This is a genomic window from Candidatus Mycobacterium wuenschmannii (assembly GCF_030252325.1).
Classification (GTDB): domain Bacteria; phylum Actinomycetota; class Actinomycetes; order Mycobacteriales; family Mycobacteriaceae; genus Mycobacterium; species Mycobacterium wuenschmannii.
Window position 1 is genome coordinate 2,258,350 of record NZ_CP126981.1, and the last position, 14,202, is coordinate 2,272,551.

Here is a 14,202-nt window from a genome sequence, read left to right on the forward strand (position 1 = left end):
TCGCGTGGACTCGCATGCTCGCGCGGTGGCGGCGCAACATGGACGTCACCGATGACCCCGAATACTGCGCGGCGCTGACGACGCTGTCCGAGGCGTCGGTCCGTCGTCATTTCAATCCCTACACCGACATCGACTGGGACTCGCCGGAATACCGCGTCCGTAAAGACGATGCGCGCTGGGTGCTGCCCGCGAGCGACCCGCTGGGCGGCCATGCCTGGTACCAGGCTCAGCCGCTGGACAAGCAGATCGAGATCGGCCTCTGGCACCAAGCCAACACCGCCAAGGTCTCTCTGCAATTGGAGAGCATCCTCATCCGCGGCCTCATGCACTACACCTTCTGGGTGCCGAACGGCTCCCCCGAATACCGCTACTGCGTGCACGAATCCATCGAAGAGTGCAACCACGCGATGATGTTCCAGGAGCTGGTGAACCGGATCGGCGTCAACGCGCCGGGCATGCCGTGGTACCTACGCTGGATCTCGCCGGTGGTTCCGCTGTACGCCGGGCCGCTGCCGGGCACTTTCTTCTTCGGGGTGCTGGCCGGCGAGCTGCCGATCCACCACATGCAGAAGGGCATGCTGCGGGAAGACTGGGCGCCGCACCCGATCATGGAGAAGGTGATGGCGATCCACGTCGCCGAGGAGGCGCGACACATCTCCTTCGCCGATCAGTTCCTGGCCAAGCGGGTTCCGCGGATGGTGCGACGGAGCCGGTTCACGCTGTCGCTGTACGTGCCGATCGTCATGCGGGTGCTGTGCCAGGCGATCGTCGTGCCGTCGCGCCGGTTTTTCTGGAAGTTCGACATTCCACGGTCGGTGCGCAAGGACGTGTTCTTCGATGCCCCGGAATCCCGTCAGGCGCTGCGGGACATGTACGGCGACGTGCGAATGCTGTGCGAGGACGTCGGTCTGATGAACCCGGTCTCGCAGTTTGTGTGGCGGATGTGCAAGATCGACGGTGAGCCGTCCCGCTACCGCGGCGAACCGCAGCGCGGCAACGTGTCCAGCCCGGCCGCGGCTGCTTAATTCCGCTGTCGCACAACGCATCAACGCAGCACGCGGTCGTCTTTGCCTGACCTGACCCACATTTCGACTGTGCTGCTTTCCCCAGTTGAACGCGGTAAACCCGAAAAAGGCATGCCACAACAAGCACACCCGACACTGTGCGATACTTCCTGCATGGTTCGTAGCCCTTCATTGGACAACGTCGGCGCAAGTCTGGTCTACCGCATCGGTTCGACTGCGACGTACAAGAAACTCTTCCGCTACTGGTACCCCTTGATGACCAAGCGGCTCAACAACCAGGATGACGTTCAGTTCCTGAACTGGGGCTACGAGGAGGAGCCGCCCCTCGGCCTCCCCCTCGACGACGCCGACGAGCCCAACCGATACAGCATTCAGCTCTACCACCAGACCGCGACGCAGGACGGCGTCGACCTGGCCGGCAAGAAGGTCCTGGAGTGCAGCTCCGGCCACGGCGGCGGCGCCTCCTACCTGTCGCGCACGCTGAAGCCGGCCTCCTACACCGGCCTGGACTTCAACGCGGCCGGCGTCAAATTCTGCAACGAGCGGCACAAGGTGCCGGGCCTGAGCTTCGTACACGGTGACGCCGAGAACCTGCCGTTCCCGGACGAGTCATTCGACGCGGTCGTCAACGTCGAGGCGTCGCACATCTACCCGCACTTCGACCGCTTCCTCAGCGAGGTCAAGCGCGTGCTGCGGCCGGGCGGGCACTTCCTGCACGTCGACTTCCGCAACCGGGACAACTTCGCCGGCTGGGAGTCGGACATGGCCAACTCGGGCCTGCGCGAGGTGTCGCACCGGGTGATCAACGACGAGGTGCTGCGCGGCCTGAAGAAGAACTCGGCCCGCTCGAACGAGATCATCAACACCCGGCTGCCGGCGTTCCTGCGCAAGTTCGGTCGCGAGTTCGCCGTGGTCGACGGATCCTGGTTCTACAACGACCTCGAGCGTGGCGAAATCGACTACCGCGCATACCATCTCACCAAAGACTGAGTCCTTCCGGGCGATCGCCCATGCGTCGGTAGGTCTTCACGGAGGGGTTTGTCCGCATGTCGCTGACGCGCAGGCTGCGATTTCGCGCCAGCCTGATGAAGGTTGGTGTCGACGGGGCACGCGGGGTGGCGCGGGATAAGGCGACCTCCTACGGCTACGCGCTGACCCGCCGAAAGACGGCGCCCGTCACCAAGTTCGACCCGTTTTCGGCGGCCGTCATGCGCGACCCCTTTCCGGGATACCAGTCGTTGCTGACCGGCAACGACGTGCCGAACGTCTGGTACTGCCGCAAGCGCGCCATTTGGATCATCGCCGGTTACGACGACGTGCGAAAGGCGTTGCGCGACAACGAGGAACTGTCGTCCGCGCAGAGCCAGAGCAGGTTCCGCGTGTCCCTGCCGTCGATGAACGCCGCCGACCCGCCGGCCCATACCCGACTGCGTAAGTTCGTCTCCCGCGCGTTCACCGCACGGGCGATGGCAGCCTGGCAGACCAACATCAACGAGGTCGCCGACGAACTCGTCGACACCGTGATCGCGCAAGGCCACGCCGAGGCGGTCACCGAGCTCGCCAAGCCGCTGCCGACGCGGCTGATCGCCCGGATGCTGGGCATCCCGCCGCAGGATCAGCCCCAGTTCGTGGCGTGGTCCGACGACATGGTCGCCGGCGCCTTCGCACCGTTGACGCCGCACGGCATGCGGCTGTCCGCGAAGTCGGCCACTGCGACCGCGGCGATGCACCGCAGCCTCGATCCGCTGATCGCGCAGCGACGGATCACTCCCGGCGACGACCTGATCTCGATGATGACGCCGGCCGACGCCGACGACGTGCTCACCGACGACGAAATCTTCTGGAGCGCCGCGATGTTGATCGGCGCCGGCAGCGAGACGACGACCAACATGCTGTCCGGCCTGCTGCTGACGCTGGCGCAGCGGCCCGAGCTGTACCAGCGGCTGCGCGCGCATCCGGAGCTGATCCCCGCCGCGGTCGAGGAGCAGCTGCGGATGGGCTCACCGGTACAGGGCTTCTACCGGACCGCAACGCGGGATTACACCGTTGGGGCACAGACGATTCCGGCCGGGGCGAAAGTGCTGCTGCTGTTCGCCGCCGCCAACCGGGACCCACGCAAATACCCCGACCCCGACACCTTCGACCTGGACCGGAATCCGACCGATCACCTGGCCTTCGGCGGCGGCGTGCACTACTGCCTCGGTGTGCCGCTGACCCGCCTGGAGGGCGCCAGGGTGTTCTCCCAGCTGCTGCCCCGCGTCGCGGAGATTCGGCTGGCCGGGCAGTACCGCTACCTCGACAACCCGACCATGCGCGGGCTGGAACACCTTCCGCTGGAACTGATCCCGGACAAAAGCGCGTAGCTCAGAGGCCGCGCGAACCGAGCCAGGAGTCGATGCGATCGGCGACGTTCTGCCAGCCGGGTTCGAGCATCATGTTGTGCCCCATATTGGGGAAGAACTCCGCCTGGGTGCCGTAGGCGCGGGCGGTCGCTTCGACCTCCTCGCGGCTGTGCGCGCCGTCCTCGTCGGCGCCCAGCACCAGGACCGGCGCCGACACCCGCTTGGGTCGCGGCAGCCGCAGCACTAGGCCGTCGATGCCGATGCGCGAGCTGTCCTCCTGCATGCGTGCCGCGTACTTGCGAACGTCGGCCTCCGGCGTATGCACCGAGAAGAATCGCTCCCGCGCCAGCTCCGGCGGATTGATGTAGGGCAACGCCTTACCGGTGACCGTCATCTTGACGAAGTCCGACGGCCGTTGCCGCAACCAGCGCAACGCATTTCCGAGGTTTCCGCGGGGCGGGATGGAGGACATCAGGACGGCAGCGGGGGCGCTGTATTTCTCCAGATATTTCTGCACGATGAGGCCGCCCATGGAATGGCCGATGATCACCGGCGGGGTCGGCAGATGCTTGGCGACCGAACGGATGTCGTCGACGTAGTCGGCGACCGAGCAGGCGCGCAACGGCTTGTCGCTCGGGCTCTCGCCGTGCCCGCGAAAGCTGAGCGCGACGGCGCAGTACCCTTTGTCGCCGAAGTAGCTGAGGAAGTTCTCGTCCCAGCACCACGCGGCATGCCAGGCACCGTGGACGAACAGCAGCGGCACCGGATGCGCTTCGCTGGTGCCGCCCTTTTCGATCACCTCTAGCACCGCGTTAGCCTATCTTTCCGATCGGCTGGAACCCCACGGTGTCCAACAATCCGTATGTCCTGCGTGTTAGGTGTCACGTCAGGGGTTTTTCTTTGCCAGCGCCCGTCGGGCGAGCAGTGGTAGCAACCGATCGTGCGGCGCCAATCGACTGCACGTGGCGACGATCCGGTTGATCCGGCCGGGGACAACGAGGCACTTGTCCGCGGCGAGTCCGTCGAGGCCGGCGCGCGCGACGGCGTCGGCCGACTTCCACATGAACCCGGGCAACACGGCCGCCCGCTCCCCAACGCCGAATCCGGCGGCGTCGTCGAATCCGGTATCCACCGGACCTGGGCACAGCGCCGTCGCGGTGACGCCGGTTCCACGCAACTCATTGCGCAGTCCCTCGGTGTACGACAGCACGAACGCCTTGGCTGCGGCGTAGGCGGCCTGCCCCGGCACCGGCATGAACCCGGCCAGCGATGACACGTTCAGGATCGCGCCGCAGTCGCGCTCGATCATTCCCGGGAGGAACCTGCTGCACAGGTCGACCACGGCTGCGACGTCCACCTCGACCAAGTTAAGTTGTTGCTCGGGAAGCGATTTCGCGATCGGGGCGCCCACCGACAGGCCGGCGTTGTTGACCAGGATGTCGGGTTCGAGACCCAGTTCGGCGACACGGTCCGGGAGCGCGGCGCGCTCGGAGCTCTTGGACAGGTCGGCCGGCAACACGTGCGCCTTCTGGCTCAGCCTGCTGGCCAGCGCGTGCATGCGGTCGGCGCGCCGCGCGACGAGCACCAGCTGGTGGCCCCGCAGCGCGAGCTCGATGGCGATGGCCTCACCGATGCCGGACGACGCGCCGGTGACCAGAGCCACGCGGTCGTCGGACGGTACCGGAATCCCCACGTACCCGACCTTAACCGGACTGCCGCGGCGATGCTTGGACAACGGCCGTCGTCAATTTCGGGCGGCGGCCACCGCGACGCCGCGTGCTGCCCGGCGCCGGCAAACAATTGCCCCGCTGCGACGGAATGTGCGGGTGTTTCGGACGGTGAATACGCGACACGCCAATTCGCGAAAATTACTCCGCCGCAGCGCATACGAAGGCAAGATAGGCATCACATTTGAGCGCTCTGGTCATCGCTTCGCGCTTTCATATTTTTCATAACCGGGGGACGTCATGACTGGACGTGGTGCGCGCTGGCTCAGCGCCGGTCTGCTGGCCGGCGTCGGCTTGCTGGAGATTCCGTCGACGATGAACCCGGCGGTCAGTTTTGCGGATGACACCGCTCTGATCATGGGTTACGCCGAGACACCGACTCCGATGCAGTCGTATGTGGATCAAGTGATGAGCCTGTTCATCGACCCGAGCAAGCCGCTGTTCGACGGACAGCCCACCTACGACGGATATTCGCCGCTCGTGGTCACCACCGAAGAGGGCGCGGACTACCAGCAGGTCATGGCCGCGGGCTCGGCGCAGCTGGACGCGGCGATCGGCAAGGCTCTCACCGGTCCGGACGACCATGTCGTCGTTTGGGGCTACTCCGAGAGCAGCGCCATCGCGACGCAGGAATTGGTCAATCTGGGGGACGCCGGCAAGTTCAATCCGGACCAACTGCAATTCGTCCTGCTCGAGGATCTCAACAATCCCAATGGTGGCTTCCTGGAACGCTTTCCGGATTTGGCCGGCACCCCGTTTCCGGCAACGCCGGCAAGCACGCCGTACGACGTCGCCATCTATTCCGTTCAATACAGCGGCAGCTCCGACTTCCCTCAGTTCTCGTCAAACCTGCTCGCCGACGAGAACGCCATGGCCGGCTTCGTCAACCTGCACCCGTTGCTGCTCCCCGGTTATCCCTCGAGTTTCGATTTCTCGTCCCTCGGCAACGCCGTTCTGGAACCGGTATCCAACCCGAACCTCACCACCGACTACTACCTGATTCCCACCCAGAATCTGCCGCTGCTCGATTTCGGTCGCGACTTGGGCGGCAACACATTCGCCGATCTGATCCAGCCGGACATGCGGGTTCTGATCGACCTGGGTTACGACTACACGGGCAACGCGGACGTCGTCACCGCGGCGAGCATGGGCACCCCGGACTTCGACACGACCGCCGTCGACGCCTACCTGCTTGCGGGGGCCAATCAGGGCATCATGGCCGCCTTGGTCGATGTGGGTGTTCTGCAGAAATCGGACCTGTTGGATCTGTATCCGTACGTTCCGGACGTCCAGAGCTTGTTCGATGGCGCGCTGTCGTCCCACGACCCGGCCTCTGTCGCCCTGGCGACGGCAGACGCCACGGCGTCCGCCAACGCGCTCGTCGACGCCCTTACCGCATCGGACAATCCGCTGGCGTCGACTCTTTTGACATTCTTACCTGGTTTTGCCAACGATCTTGCCGGCCTATTCGGTAATTTCTTGCCATCGCTCTGAACGAGAGTCGTTGCCGCGTCGTGAATTGCGGCCGGATTCATTGAAAACTGGGGAACTCATGAAACGACGCGGTTTGCGCTGGCTCGGCGCCGGTCTGCTGGCCACTACCGGCGCCGGACTCCTGGAGGCGTCGTCGCTGGTCAATCCGGCGCTGAGCGCAGCGGATGACACCGCGCTGCTGATGGGCTACGCCGCGACGCCCAACCCGCTGCCGTCATATGTCACAGACATCATGAGGCTGTTCGTGAACCCCAACCCGCCCCTGTTCGACGGGCAGCCGACCTACCCGGGGTATACGCCCGAAGTTCAACCAGTCGAGCTCGGCGCGAACTATCAGCTGGTGCTGACCGAGGGCGTCAGCCAGCTCGACCAGGGCATCCGTGACCACCTGATGAGTCCGGACGACCACGTGGTGGTGTTCGGGTATTCCGAGAGCAGCAGCATCGCCACCCAGGAGATGATCAACCTCGGCCAGCTGCCCGTCGGTGAACGGCCGGGTGACGACCAGCTGAGCTTCATCCTCTTCGAGAACCTGAACAATCCCAACGGCGGCTTCCTCGAGCGATTCCCGGAGTTGGCAGGCATACCGTTTCCGGCCACGCCCGCCGACACCCCGTACGACACGGCGATCTACTCGATCGAGTACAGCGGGAGCTCCGACTTTCCTCAGTACCCGCTGAATCTGCTGGCGACCGCCAACGCCATGGCCGGCTTCCTCAATCTGCACACCGCCTTCCTTCCGGGCTGGCCGACGACGTTCGATCCCTCGTCCATCGCGGGTGCCGTGGAGCTGCCGACGTCCGTCGACGACCTCAACACCGACTACTTTCTGATCCCCACCCAGAACCTGCCGATCCTGGATCTCCTGCGGGCCGTTCCCTTCATCGGAAAGCCGTCCGCCGACCTGATCCAGCCCGCCATGCGGGTCCTGATCGATCTGGGCTACGACCGGTCCGGGCCGGCCGATCTGGTCACACCCGCGGACTGGACGTCGATGCCCGACATCGACTGGGCCGAGGTGTCCGCCCAGATGCAGCTCGGCTGGCAGCAGGGGATGGTCGCCGCGATGGTCGATCTCGGGTTGCGCCCGCAGTCAGACCTGCCGGATATGTACCCATACCTGCCCGATATTCCGGGCCTGATCGGCTCGACGACGCCGGATGCGGCGACGGCGAGCGCCGTCGACTTCGGCGACGCCAGTTGGGCCGCCTTCCTCGGTGACGTAAGCACTTGGGCGACAAACGGTTTGACGTCGCTGTTTGGTGCCGACGCCGTTGCGGACTTCGCCGCGCTGTTCAGCCCCGACCTGCTGTCGAGCCCGCTGGACTTCCTGGGCATCTGAGCCGCTGCCGCATCGGGGCACGCCGACGCCGCTTCGCTAGGCTGTTCCGATGACAAGAACGCCGATTGCCCTGGTGACCGGAGCGACGAGCGGCATCGGCGAGGCCACCGCGCATCGGCTGCACGACCGGGGCTACGTCGTGTACGCGGCCGGCCGCACCCCGCAGGCATTGGACGCGCTGCGGTCAAAAGGCTTGCAGGCCCGCTCTCTTGACGTCACCGACGAGAGTGCGGTGGCCGAACTCGTCGAAGAGATCCGCGCCGCGCACGGGGGCGTCGATGTCGTGGTGAACAGCGCCGGGTATCCACTCCCCTGCCCCCTGGAGCAGGTGGAGCGGGATGACCTTCGCAGGCTGTTCGAGACCAATGTTGTTGCGACACTGCATCTGTCACAGCTCGTCCTGCCCGGCATGCGGGAGCGCGGCACCGGTCGCATCATCATCATCGGCAGCACCGGGGGTCGATTCACCAGTCCCGGCGCAGGCGCGTACCACACCGTCAAGTACGGCGTCGAGGCGCTGTCGCTGTCGCTAGGCGCCGAGGTGGCACCGTTCGGCGTTCGGGTGGTACTCATCGACCCCACCGGAACGCGCACCAAATTCGTTCAGTCGCAACTTGATTCGGCGCCAGCGAGCTATGCCGCCGACGACCCGTACGCCGAGTTCAAGCGACGTTACACCGCGACCACCCACGGCCTGGCCCAGGCGCGTGGGCTCATGGTCGACGCCGACACCGTCGCGCGCCTCGCCGTTCGCACCGCCGAGATGCGAAACCCCAAACCCCGCTACGTCGTCGGTCTTTCCGGCAAGGGCTCGGTGCTCGCCCGCGCGTTGCTGACCGACCGCATGTGGAACCGGGTCATGAACGCCGGAATGAAGAAGTAGCCGAAAAGCAGTCGGCCCCCGAGGATTCGGGGGCCGACTGTTTTCTGCTCGGTCTACAGGCCGATCGAGGCCAGCAGCGCGGTGAAGTCCGCAGTGATCTGGGTTGGATCGAACGCCGCTCCCAGCGCCGCCCAGTCTGCCGCGAGCTGCTCCGGGCTGAAGCCGGCCGCCAACGCCGCCCAACTGTCTTGCAGCGCCTCGGGACTGAACAGGTTGGTGAACTGCTCGAGTGCCGGCGTGTTGTCGTGGACGTTGAAGCCGAGCGAGGTCCAGAATTGCTCGAACTGCGGTGCGAGATCGGCCAAGTCGGGGTTGCCCGGGGTGTTCATGTCCGGGTAGCCCGGGTGGTCGAAGTCCCAGTAGTCGTGGTTCTGCAGCAGTTCGATGGACCGCAGAATGCCGGCCATAGTCGGCACGTTGGCGCCAGTGTCTCCAGCCGGTCCACCGGCCGCGCCGTTGGCGTAGGCCTCCAGCCATTCGTTGATCACCGGGTTGCCGCCAGGTGTCCAGCTGTTGATGTCCTTGATCAGGTCCGGGTAGTCCAGGTGGTTGTCGACGATGAAGCTGCAGTCGCCGGGGCAGAACGGGCTTCCGGGGGTGATTGGGTCGAACATCATCAGGCCGGCCAGGAACGACTGGAACGTCTGGGTGATCTCGGTGAAGTCACCGTAGATCGGGTCGATGCCGGTGCCGAAGAGGCCATCGGTGGACGGCGCATCGGTCAGGTGGTTGAAGAAGTTGATGAACGGCTGCCATGGCTCGAACTGGTAATCGCTTCCGGCCCACGGCATCAGTTGCGCGCCATCGGCGCCGGTCACCGTACCCGGAATTCCCTCGCCGCCCAGCAGGCCGCCGGAGCCGTCAAGCTGGCCAGAAGTGCCGAATTGAGACCACCCGAGGAATCCGCTGACGTTGCCGGTCGTCGTGTCGTTCACCGGCTCGATGCTGCCGGGGGCGGTGGGGTCGAAGTGGAAGGAGCCGTCCGGGTTGTAGTCGGCGTTGAACCAGTTGTCGAACAACCCGAACGAGGTCTGGCCGCTCAAGATCGAGTTCAGCCACACGAAGAAGTCGGCGCCGGAGATTCCCGTCACCGGGCTCGCAAGCTCGAACGGCATGCATGCGAATTCGTCACAGGAGGCATTGGTCGGCAGCTCCGAGGCGACCAACCCCCAGATCTGCTGGCCGAGCCCCGCGCTGAAGTCGAGTTCAGACGAGTTCATGCCGCTGATGTCGGTGAACGGGAACAGGAAGTTGGTCACCGACATGAAGTGCGTCGGGTCACCTGGGTCGACGCCCCACAGGTTGGTCGGGCCGACCACGAACCAGGGTCCGGCCATGAACAGGTTGTCGGTAAAGAACTGCGTCGCGTAGATCTCGTTGGCCGGGATGTTGACCAGGTCGTAAAACAGGTTCAGCGGGATGTTCGCCAGACCCGCAAGGTCGAAGTCCACGAGCTTCGTCGCGATGCTGCGCATCGGAGCGCGAGCCACCTCGTTGGCCGCCTCAGACGCCAGCGGTGTAACCGCCACCAAACTCGTCGCCGCCAGCGCAGCAACTGCCATTGCGTATGGACGCGATACACCCTGCATGCCGTCTCCCCCTCCGGATCCGTGAACTAAGTTCATGCTGAACCTACACTAAGATTTTCTAAGTTCATACGAAATGCGTAGAAATCTTTACGGTTTGATTACGTCTCGATCGGCAACGAAATACGACGCGTGTCCAACAAACGGATTTCGCGAGATCGCTGTACCGACTGGCACGAGTTCCGTTGGCAGGCGGCAGTTTTCACGGACGGGGATGCGACGGCGGTCCACGAAACGAATTAGCCCCCGGGCCGTGGCTCGGGGGCTAATTCGATAATTACTCGGTTACAGACCGATGCCGGCCAGCAGCGCGGTCCAATCCGCCGTCAGAGCGGCGGGGTCCAGAACATTTGCGAAGACGCCTGGATCGATCGCGGCACCCGCCAGGGCGCCCGTGTCGAAGGTCCCCAGCAACGCCGTCAGGTCGGCGGTCAACTGCTCCGGGCTGAACGCGGTCGCCAGCGCGCCGAAGTCCGCGGTCAACTGCTCCGGGCTGAAGGCGTTGGCCAGCGCGGTGAAGTTGTCGGTCAATTGCTCCGGGCTGAAGGAGTTGGCCAGCGCCGCGAACTGCCCCGCGAAGTCACCGGGCGCGACGTTGTTGGTCGTGTCGAAGCCCAGCGAGGTCCAGAATGTTTGCCACTCGGCGATCGTGGCGCTGTAATCCGGGCCGTCGGTCGGGCTCGGGTTGTTGAAGTCCCAGAAGCCCTGCTGCAGGATGTTGATCGAGTTCTGGATCTGGTCTTCGGTCGGCACATTGGCCATGCCGCTGTCGTAAGCGTCAACCCACGTCTGGATCGTCTCGTTCCCCGGCCAGAGGTTGTTGATGTCCTTGATCAGGTCGGGGTAGTCGAGGTGGTTGTCGGTGATGAACGAGCAATCACCGGGGCAGAACGGGCTGCCCGGCGTGAACGGCGTAAAGACCGCCGAGGCCGCCAGCAGCGACTGGAAGGCCCGACCGACCTCATCAAAACTGGGAATCTGGAAGTTCGAGTAGTCCGGATCGGCCATCAGGTCGTTGATCCAGTTCTGGAACGGCACCCACGGCTCCAGGTGATACGTCAACCCCTCCCACGGGTACGCGTCACCGGCGCCCGTCCCGGGAATGTTGTCGAAAATCGTGTAGGCCGGACCGCTGGGGTCGTAGGCCCCCTCGGCGCCGGGCAGCCAGGTGTAGCCCTCGGCGCCGGGCCACAGCTGATCCAGCGGCGTTTGGAACCAGTTCTCCAGCAGCGGGAACGGCTGCTTGCCGTCCAGGATGTCATTCAGATGCAGGAACCAGTCGACGCCGCCGATCCCGGTGATCGGGCTGGTCGGCGACACCGGAAGGCAGTCCATCGCGTCGCAGGCACCGTTGGTGGGCAGCGTGGTGGCCACCAGGCCCCACAGCTGCTGGCCCAGACCGCCGTCGAAGTCCGTTTCGGGGGCATTGATTCCGCTCAGACCCTCGAACGGCACCAGGAAGTTCATCACCGACATGAAGTGGCTCGGGTCGCCCTGGTCGACACCCCACAGGTTTGTCGCGCTCACCACGAACCACGGACCGCTGTTGAACAGCGATTCCGACGCGTAATTCACCGCGTCGATCTCACTGGCGGGGATGTTCACAATTTCTTGGAACAGGTTGAACGGGATGTTGAAGATCGAGGCGTCGACGAGGTTCGTCTCGACGCTGCGGACGGCGCGGTCCACGGCCTGACGAGTCATCTGGGTAGCCATCGGGGTGGCGGAGACCAAACCCGTGGCCGCGAGCGCGGCAGCTGCCATGACGTATGGACGCTTCACAGCCTGCACTGCGCCCTCCTTCCCAGACGATTACATGAACGCGGCGCTAGCTGAACTTACACTAAGGATTTCTAAGTACATACCAATCACTAATCAACCCGCGCGTGACTCACCTCACATTGTGAATAACGCTCACCGCCCATTTCGGACGTTAGGTCCAACTTATTGGATTCAACGTCCGAGTAAATGGTCGACAAAATAGCGAATTGTTTTGCGCACATAAATGAATGGCGCAGGTACCTATTTCATCGCCCGCGAAATAAGTCAGCCCCCGAGCCGTGGCTCGGGGGCTGATTTTGGTCGCGACGGTTCTTACAGGCCGAATCCAGCCAGCAGGGCCGTCCAGTCCATCGCGGCGCCCGCATCGGCGGCGACCTCGGCCGGGTTGAACGCCTCCAGCAGCGGCGCCCAGAGGTCGGCGAGCGCCTCGGGGCTGAAAGCCTCTATCAGGTTCTGATAACTCTCGGTCAGTGCTTCCGGAGTGAACGCGGCGGCCAGGTTCTCCCAGTTCTCGGTCAACTGCTCTGGACTGAAGGCGTTGGCGAATGCCGCGAACTGGCCGGCGAAGTCGCCCGGTGCCGGGTTGTTGTCCGGATCGAAGCCCAGCGACTCCCAGAACGCCCGGAAATCGGCGACGGTCTGGGTGTAATCCGGGCCGGATCCCGCCGGCGGCTGCGGGTTGCCGAAACTCCAGAAGCCCTGCTGCAGGAGCCTGATCGAATTCTCGATCTGCTCCTCGGTCGGCACGTTGGCCACGCCGTTGTCGTAGGCCTCCAGCCAGGTGGTGATGTTGTCGTTGCCCGGCCACGCCTGGTCGATGTAACGGATCAGGTCGGGGTAGTCGAGGTTGTTGTCGGTGACGAACTCGCATTCACCAGGGCAGAACGGGCTGCCCGGCGTGAACGGGGTGAACATCGCCAACGACGCGGTGAACGACTGCAGCGTCCGGCCGATTTCATCGAACGATGGGAACTCGAAGCCACCACCGGTGTAGTCCGGGTCCTCCATCAGGCCTTCGATCCAGTTCTGGAACGGCACCCACGGCTGGAACGTGAAGTTGTCGCCCGCCCACGGATACATGTACTCGCCGGTTTCGGGATCCAGCGTCGTGCCCGGCAGGTTGGGGAAAATCTCGTAGACCTGGCCACTGGGGGCCGTTGTCCACTCGTCTGGGAAGACGAAGTCGCTGGGCCCGCCGCCCTCCGACGGGAAGATGTCGTCGAGGCCGGTCTTGAACCAGTTGTCGAACAACGGGAACTCTTGACGACCGGTCAGGATGTCGTTCAGGCGAATGAACGAGTCGATGCCGTTGATGCCGGTCACAGGGCTGGTCGGCGTGTAGGGCAGGCAGTCCGTCGCGTCGCAACCGCCGCTGGTCGGCAGCGTGGTCGCCACCAGCCCCCAATACTGCTGGCCCAGACCCGCGTTGAAGTCGGTCATGCCTTCGTTGATGCCGTTCAGACCCGGGAACGGCAGCAGGACGCCCAGTCCGCCGATGAACTTGCTCGGGTCGCCGGGGTCGACACCCCACAGGTTGGTCGCGCTGACCACGAACCACGGGCCGCTGTTGAACAGTGACTGCGACAGGTAGTCGATCGCGCCGATCTCGCTGTTCGGGATGTTGACGATCTCTTGAAGCAGGTTGAACGGGATGTTGAAGATCGACGAATCGACCAGGCTGGTCTCGATGCTGTGGACAGCGCGCTGTGCAGACCCTGACGCGACCCGCGAGGCCGTCGGTGTGACGGCGACCAGACTGGTAGCCGCTAGCGCGGCGGCTGCCAAGACATATGGACGCGCAGCAACCTGTTTCACGCGTTTCCCCCTCCATAAACGACTAACTGAACAGTTGCTGACGATAAACTCAGAAACCCTCAGATGTCGCCTTCGTTTGGGGGCTCATTCGAAACTCATATTTCGTGTCCAAGGCCTTTTTCATTCCATTTGAGTGTTAATTGACATATGAGCAATTAATGAATTTTTCGGGACACGCCGCCCCCAGCGCTCACACTCGCCCCGTC

Annotated in this window: 11 protein-coding genes; 6 read left to right on the top strand and 5 right to left on the bottom strand. The window is 64.2% G+C overall.

Annotation, left to right across the window (positions count from 1 at the left end; translation table 11 throughout):
- Positions 1 to 14 precede the first annotated feature (14 nt).
- The 3 genes from PT015_RS10725 to PT015_RS10735 all read left to right on the top strand — a co-directional run bounded on the left by PT015_RS10725 (position 15) and on the right by PT015_RS10735 (position 3,388).
- Complete coding sequence (locus PT015_RS10725; protein WP_285191048.1) at positions 15 to 1,025, top strand: AurF N-oxygenase family protein; 1,011 nt, start codon at positions 15 to 17, stop codon at positions 1,023 to 1,025.
- A gap of 153 nt (positions 1,026 to 1,178) precedes the next feature.
- Positions 1,179 to 2,015 carry a phthiotriol/phenolphthiotriol dimycocerosates methyltransferase gene (locus tag PT015_RS10730; protein WP_285190593.1) on the top strand — a complete coding sequence of 279 codons (837 nt, stop codon included), beginning with the start codon at positions 1,179 to 1,181 and terminating at the stop codon, positions 2,013 to 2,015.
- A 56-nt stretch (positions 2,016 to 2,071) separates the two neighbouring features.
- Positions 2,072 to 3,388: a cytochrome P450 gene (locus PT015_RS10735; protein WP_285190594.1), complete on the top strand. Its 1,317-nt coding sequence runs from the start codon at positions 2,072 to 2,074 to the stop codon at positions 3,386 to 3,388.
- A 1-nt stretch (position 3,389) separates the two neighbouring features.
- On the opposite strand, the gene PT015_RS10740 is transcribed toward PT015_RS10735, so the two are convergent.
- Positions 3,390 to 4,175, bottom strand: coding sequence for an alpha/beta hydrolase (locus tag PT015_RS10740; RefSeq protein WP_285190595.1), 786 nt, complete (start codon positions 4,173 to 4,175; stop codon positions 3,390 to 3,392).
- Between the two features lie 78 nt (positions 4,176 to 4,253).
- Positions 4,254 to 5,060, bottom strand: a complete 807-nt coding sequence (locus tag PT015_RS10745) for an SDR family NAD(P)-dependent oxidoreductase (RefSeq protein WP_285190596.1) — start codon at positions 5,058 to 5,060, stop codon at positions 4,254 to 4,256.
- 274 nt (positions 5,061 to 5,334) lie between these two features.
- Between PT015_RS10745 and PT015_RS10750 the strand changes: the two genes are divergently transcribed.
- The 3 genes from PT015_RS10750 to PT015_RS10760 are packed head-to-tail and all read left to right on the top strand — an operon-like array spanning position 5,335 to position 8,813.
- Complete coding sequence (locus PT015_RS10750; protein WP_285190597.1) at positions 5,335 to 6,588, top strand: PE-PPE domain-containing protein; 1,254 nt, start codon at positions 5,335 to 5,337, stop codon at positions 6,586 to 6,588.
- Between the two features lie 58 nt (positions 6,589 to 6,646).
- Positions 6,647 to 7,930 carry a PE-PPE domain-containing protein gene (locus tag PT015_RS10755; protein ID WP_285190598.1) on the top strand — a complete coding sequence of 428 codons (1,284 nt, stop codon included), beginning with the start codon at positions 6,647 to 6,649 and terminating at the stop codon, positions 7,928 to 7,930.
- 49 nt (positions 7,931 to 7,979) lie between these two features.
- Positions 7,980 to 8,813, top strand: a complete 834-nt coding sequence (locus tag PT015_RS10760; protein WP_285190599.1) for an SDR family NAD(P)-dependent oxidoreductase — start codon at positions 7,980 to 7,982, stop codon at positions 8,811 to 8,813.
- Positions 8,814 to 8,866: 53 nt separating this feature from the next.
- Here PT015_RS10760 and PT015_RS10765 read toward each other — a convergent pair whose 3' ends face one another.
- The 3 genes from PT015_RS10765 to PT015_RS10775 form a co-directional block, all read right to left on the bottom strand.
- Entirely contained in the window at positions 8,867 to 10,402 is a 1,536-nt protein-coding gene (locus PT015_RS10765) for a hypothetical protein (RefSeq protein ID WP_285190600.1), read from the bottom strand.
- A 282-nt stretch (positions 10,403 to 10,684) separates the two neighbouring features.
- Positions 10,685 to 12,190, bottom strand: coding sequence for a hypothetical protein (locus tag PT015_RS10770; RefSeq protein WP_285190601.1), 1,506 nt, complete (start codon positions 12,188 to 12,190; stop codon positions 10,685 to 10,687).
- A gap of 303 nt (positions 12,191 to 12,493) precedes the next feature.
- The gene (locus PT015_RS10775) at positions 12,494 to 13,996 is read right to left on the bottom strand and encodes a hypothetical protein (protein WP_285190602.1); all 1,503 of its coding nucleotides are present in this window, start codon (positions 13,994 to 13,996) and stop codon (positions 12,494 to 12,496) included.
- Positions 13,997 to 14,202 lie beyond the last annotated feature (206 nt).

Coding starts and splice junctions, on each gene's coding strand:
- PT015_RS10760 (WP_285190599.1), top strand. CDS start 7,980: ATGACAAGAACGCCGATTGCCCTGGTGACCGGAGCGACGAGCGGCATC.
- PT015_RS10750 (WP_285190597.1), top strand. CDS start 5,335: ATGACTGGACGTGGTGCGCGCTGGCTCAGCGCCGGTCTGCTGGCCGGC.
- PT015_RS10725 (WP_285191048.1), top strand. CDS start 15: ATGCTCGCGCGGTGGCGGCGCAACATGGACGTCACCGATGACCCCGAA.
- PT015_RS10735 (WP_285190594.1), top strand. CDS start 2,072: ATGTCGCTGACGCGCAGGCTGCGATTTCGCGCCAGCCTGATGAAGGTT.
- PT015_RS10730 (WP_285190593.1), top strand. CDS start 1,179: ATGGTTCGTAGCCCTTCATTGGACAACGTCGGCGCAAGTCTGGTCTAC.
- PT015_RS10765 (WP_285190600.1), bottom strand. CDS start 10,402: ATGCAGGGTGTATCGCGTCCATACGCAATGGCAGTTGCTGCGCTGGCG.
- PT015_RS10755 (WP_285190598.1), top strand. CDS start 6,647: ATGAAACGACGCGGTTTGCGCTGGCTCGGCGCCGGTCTGCTGGCCACT.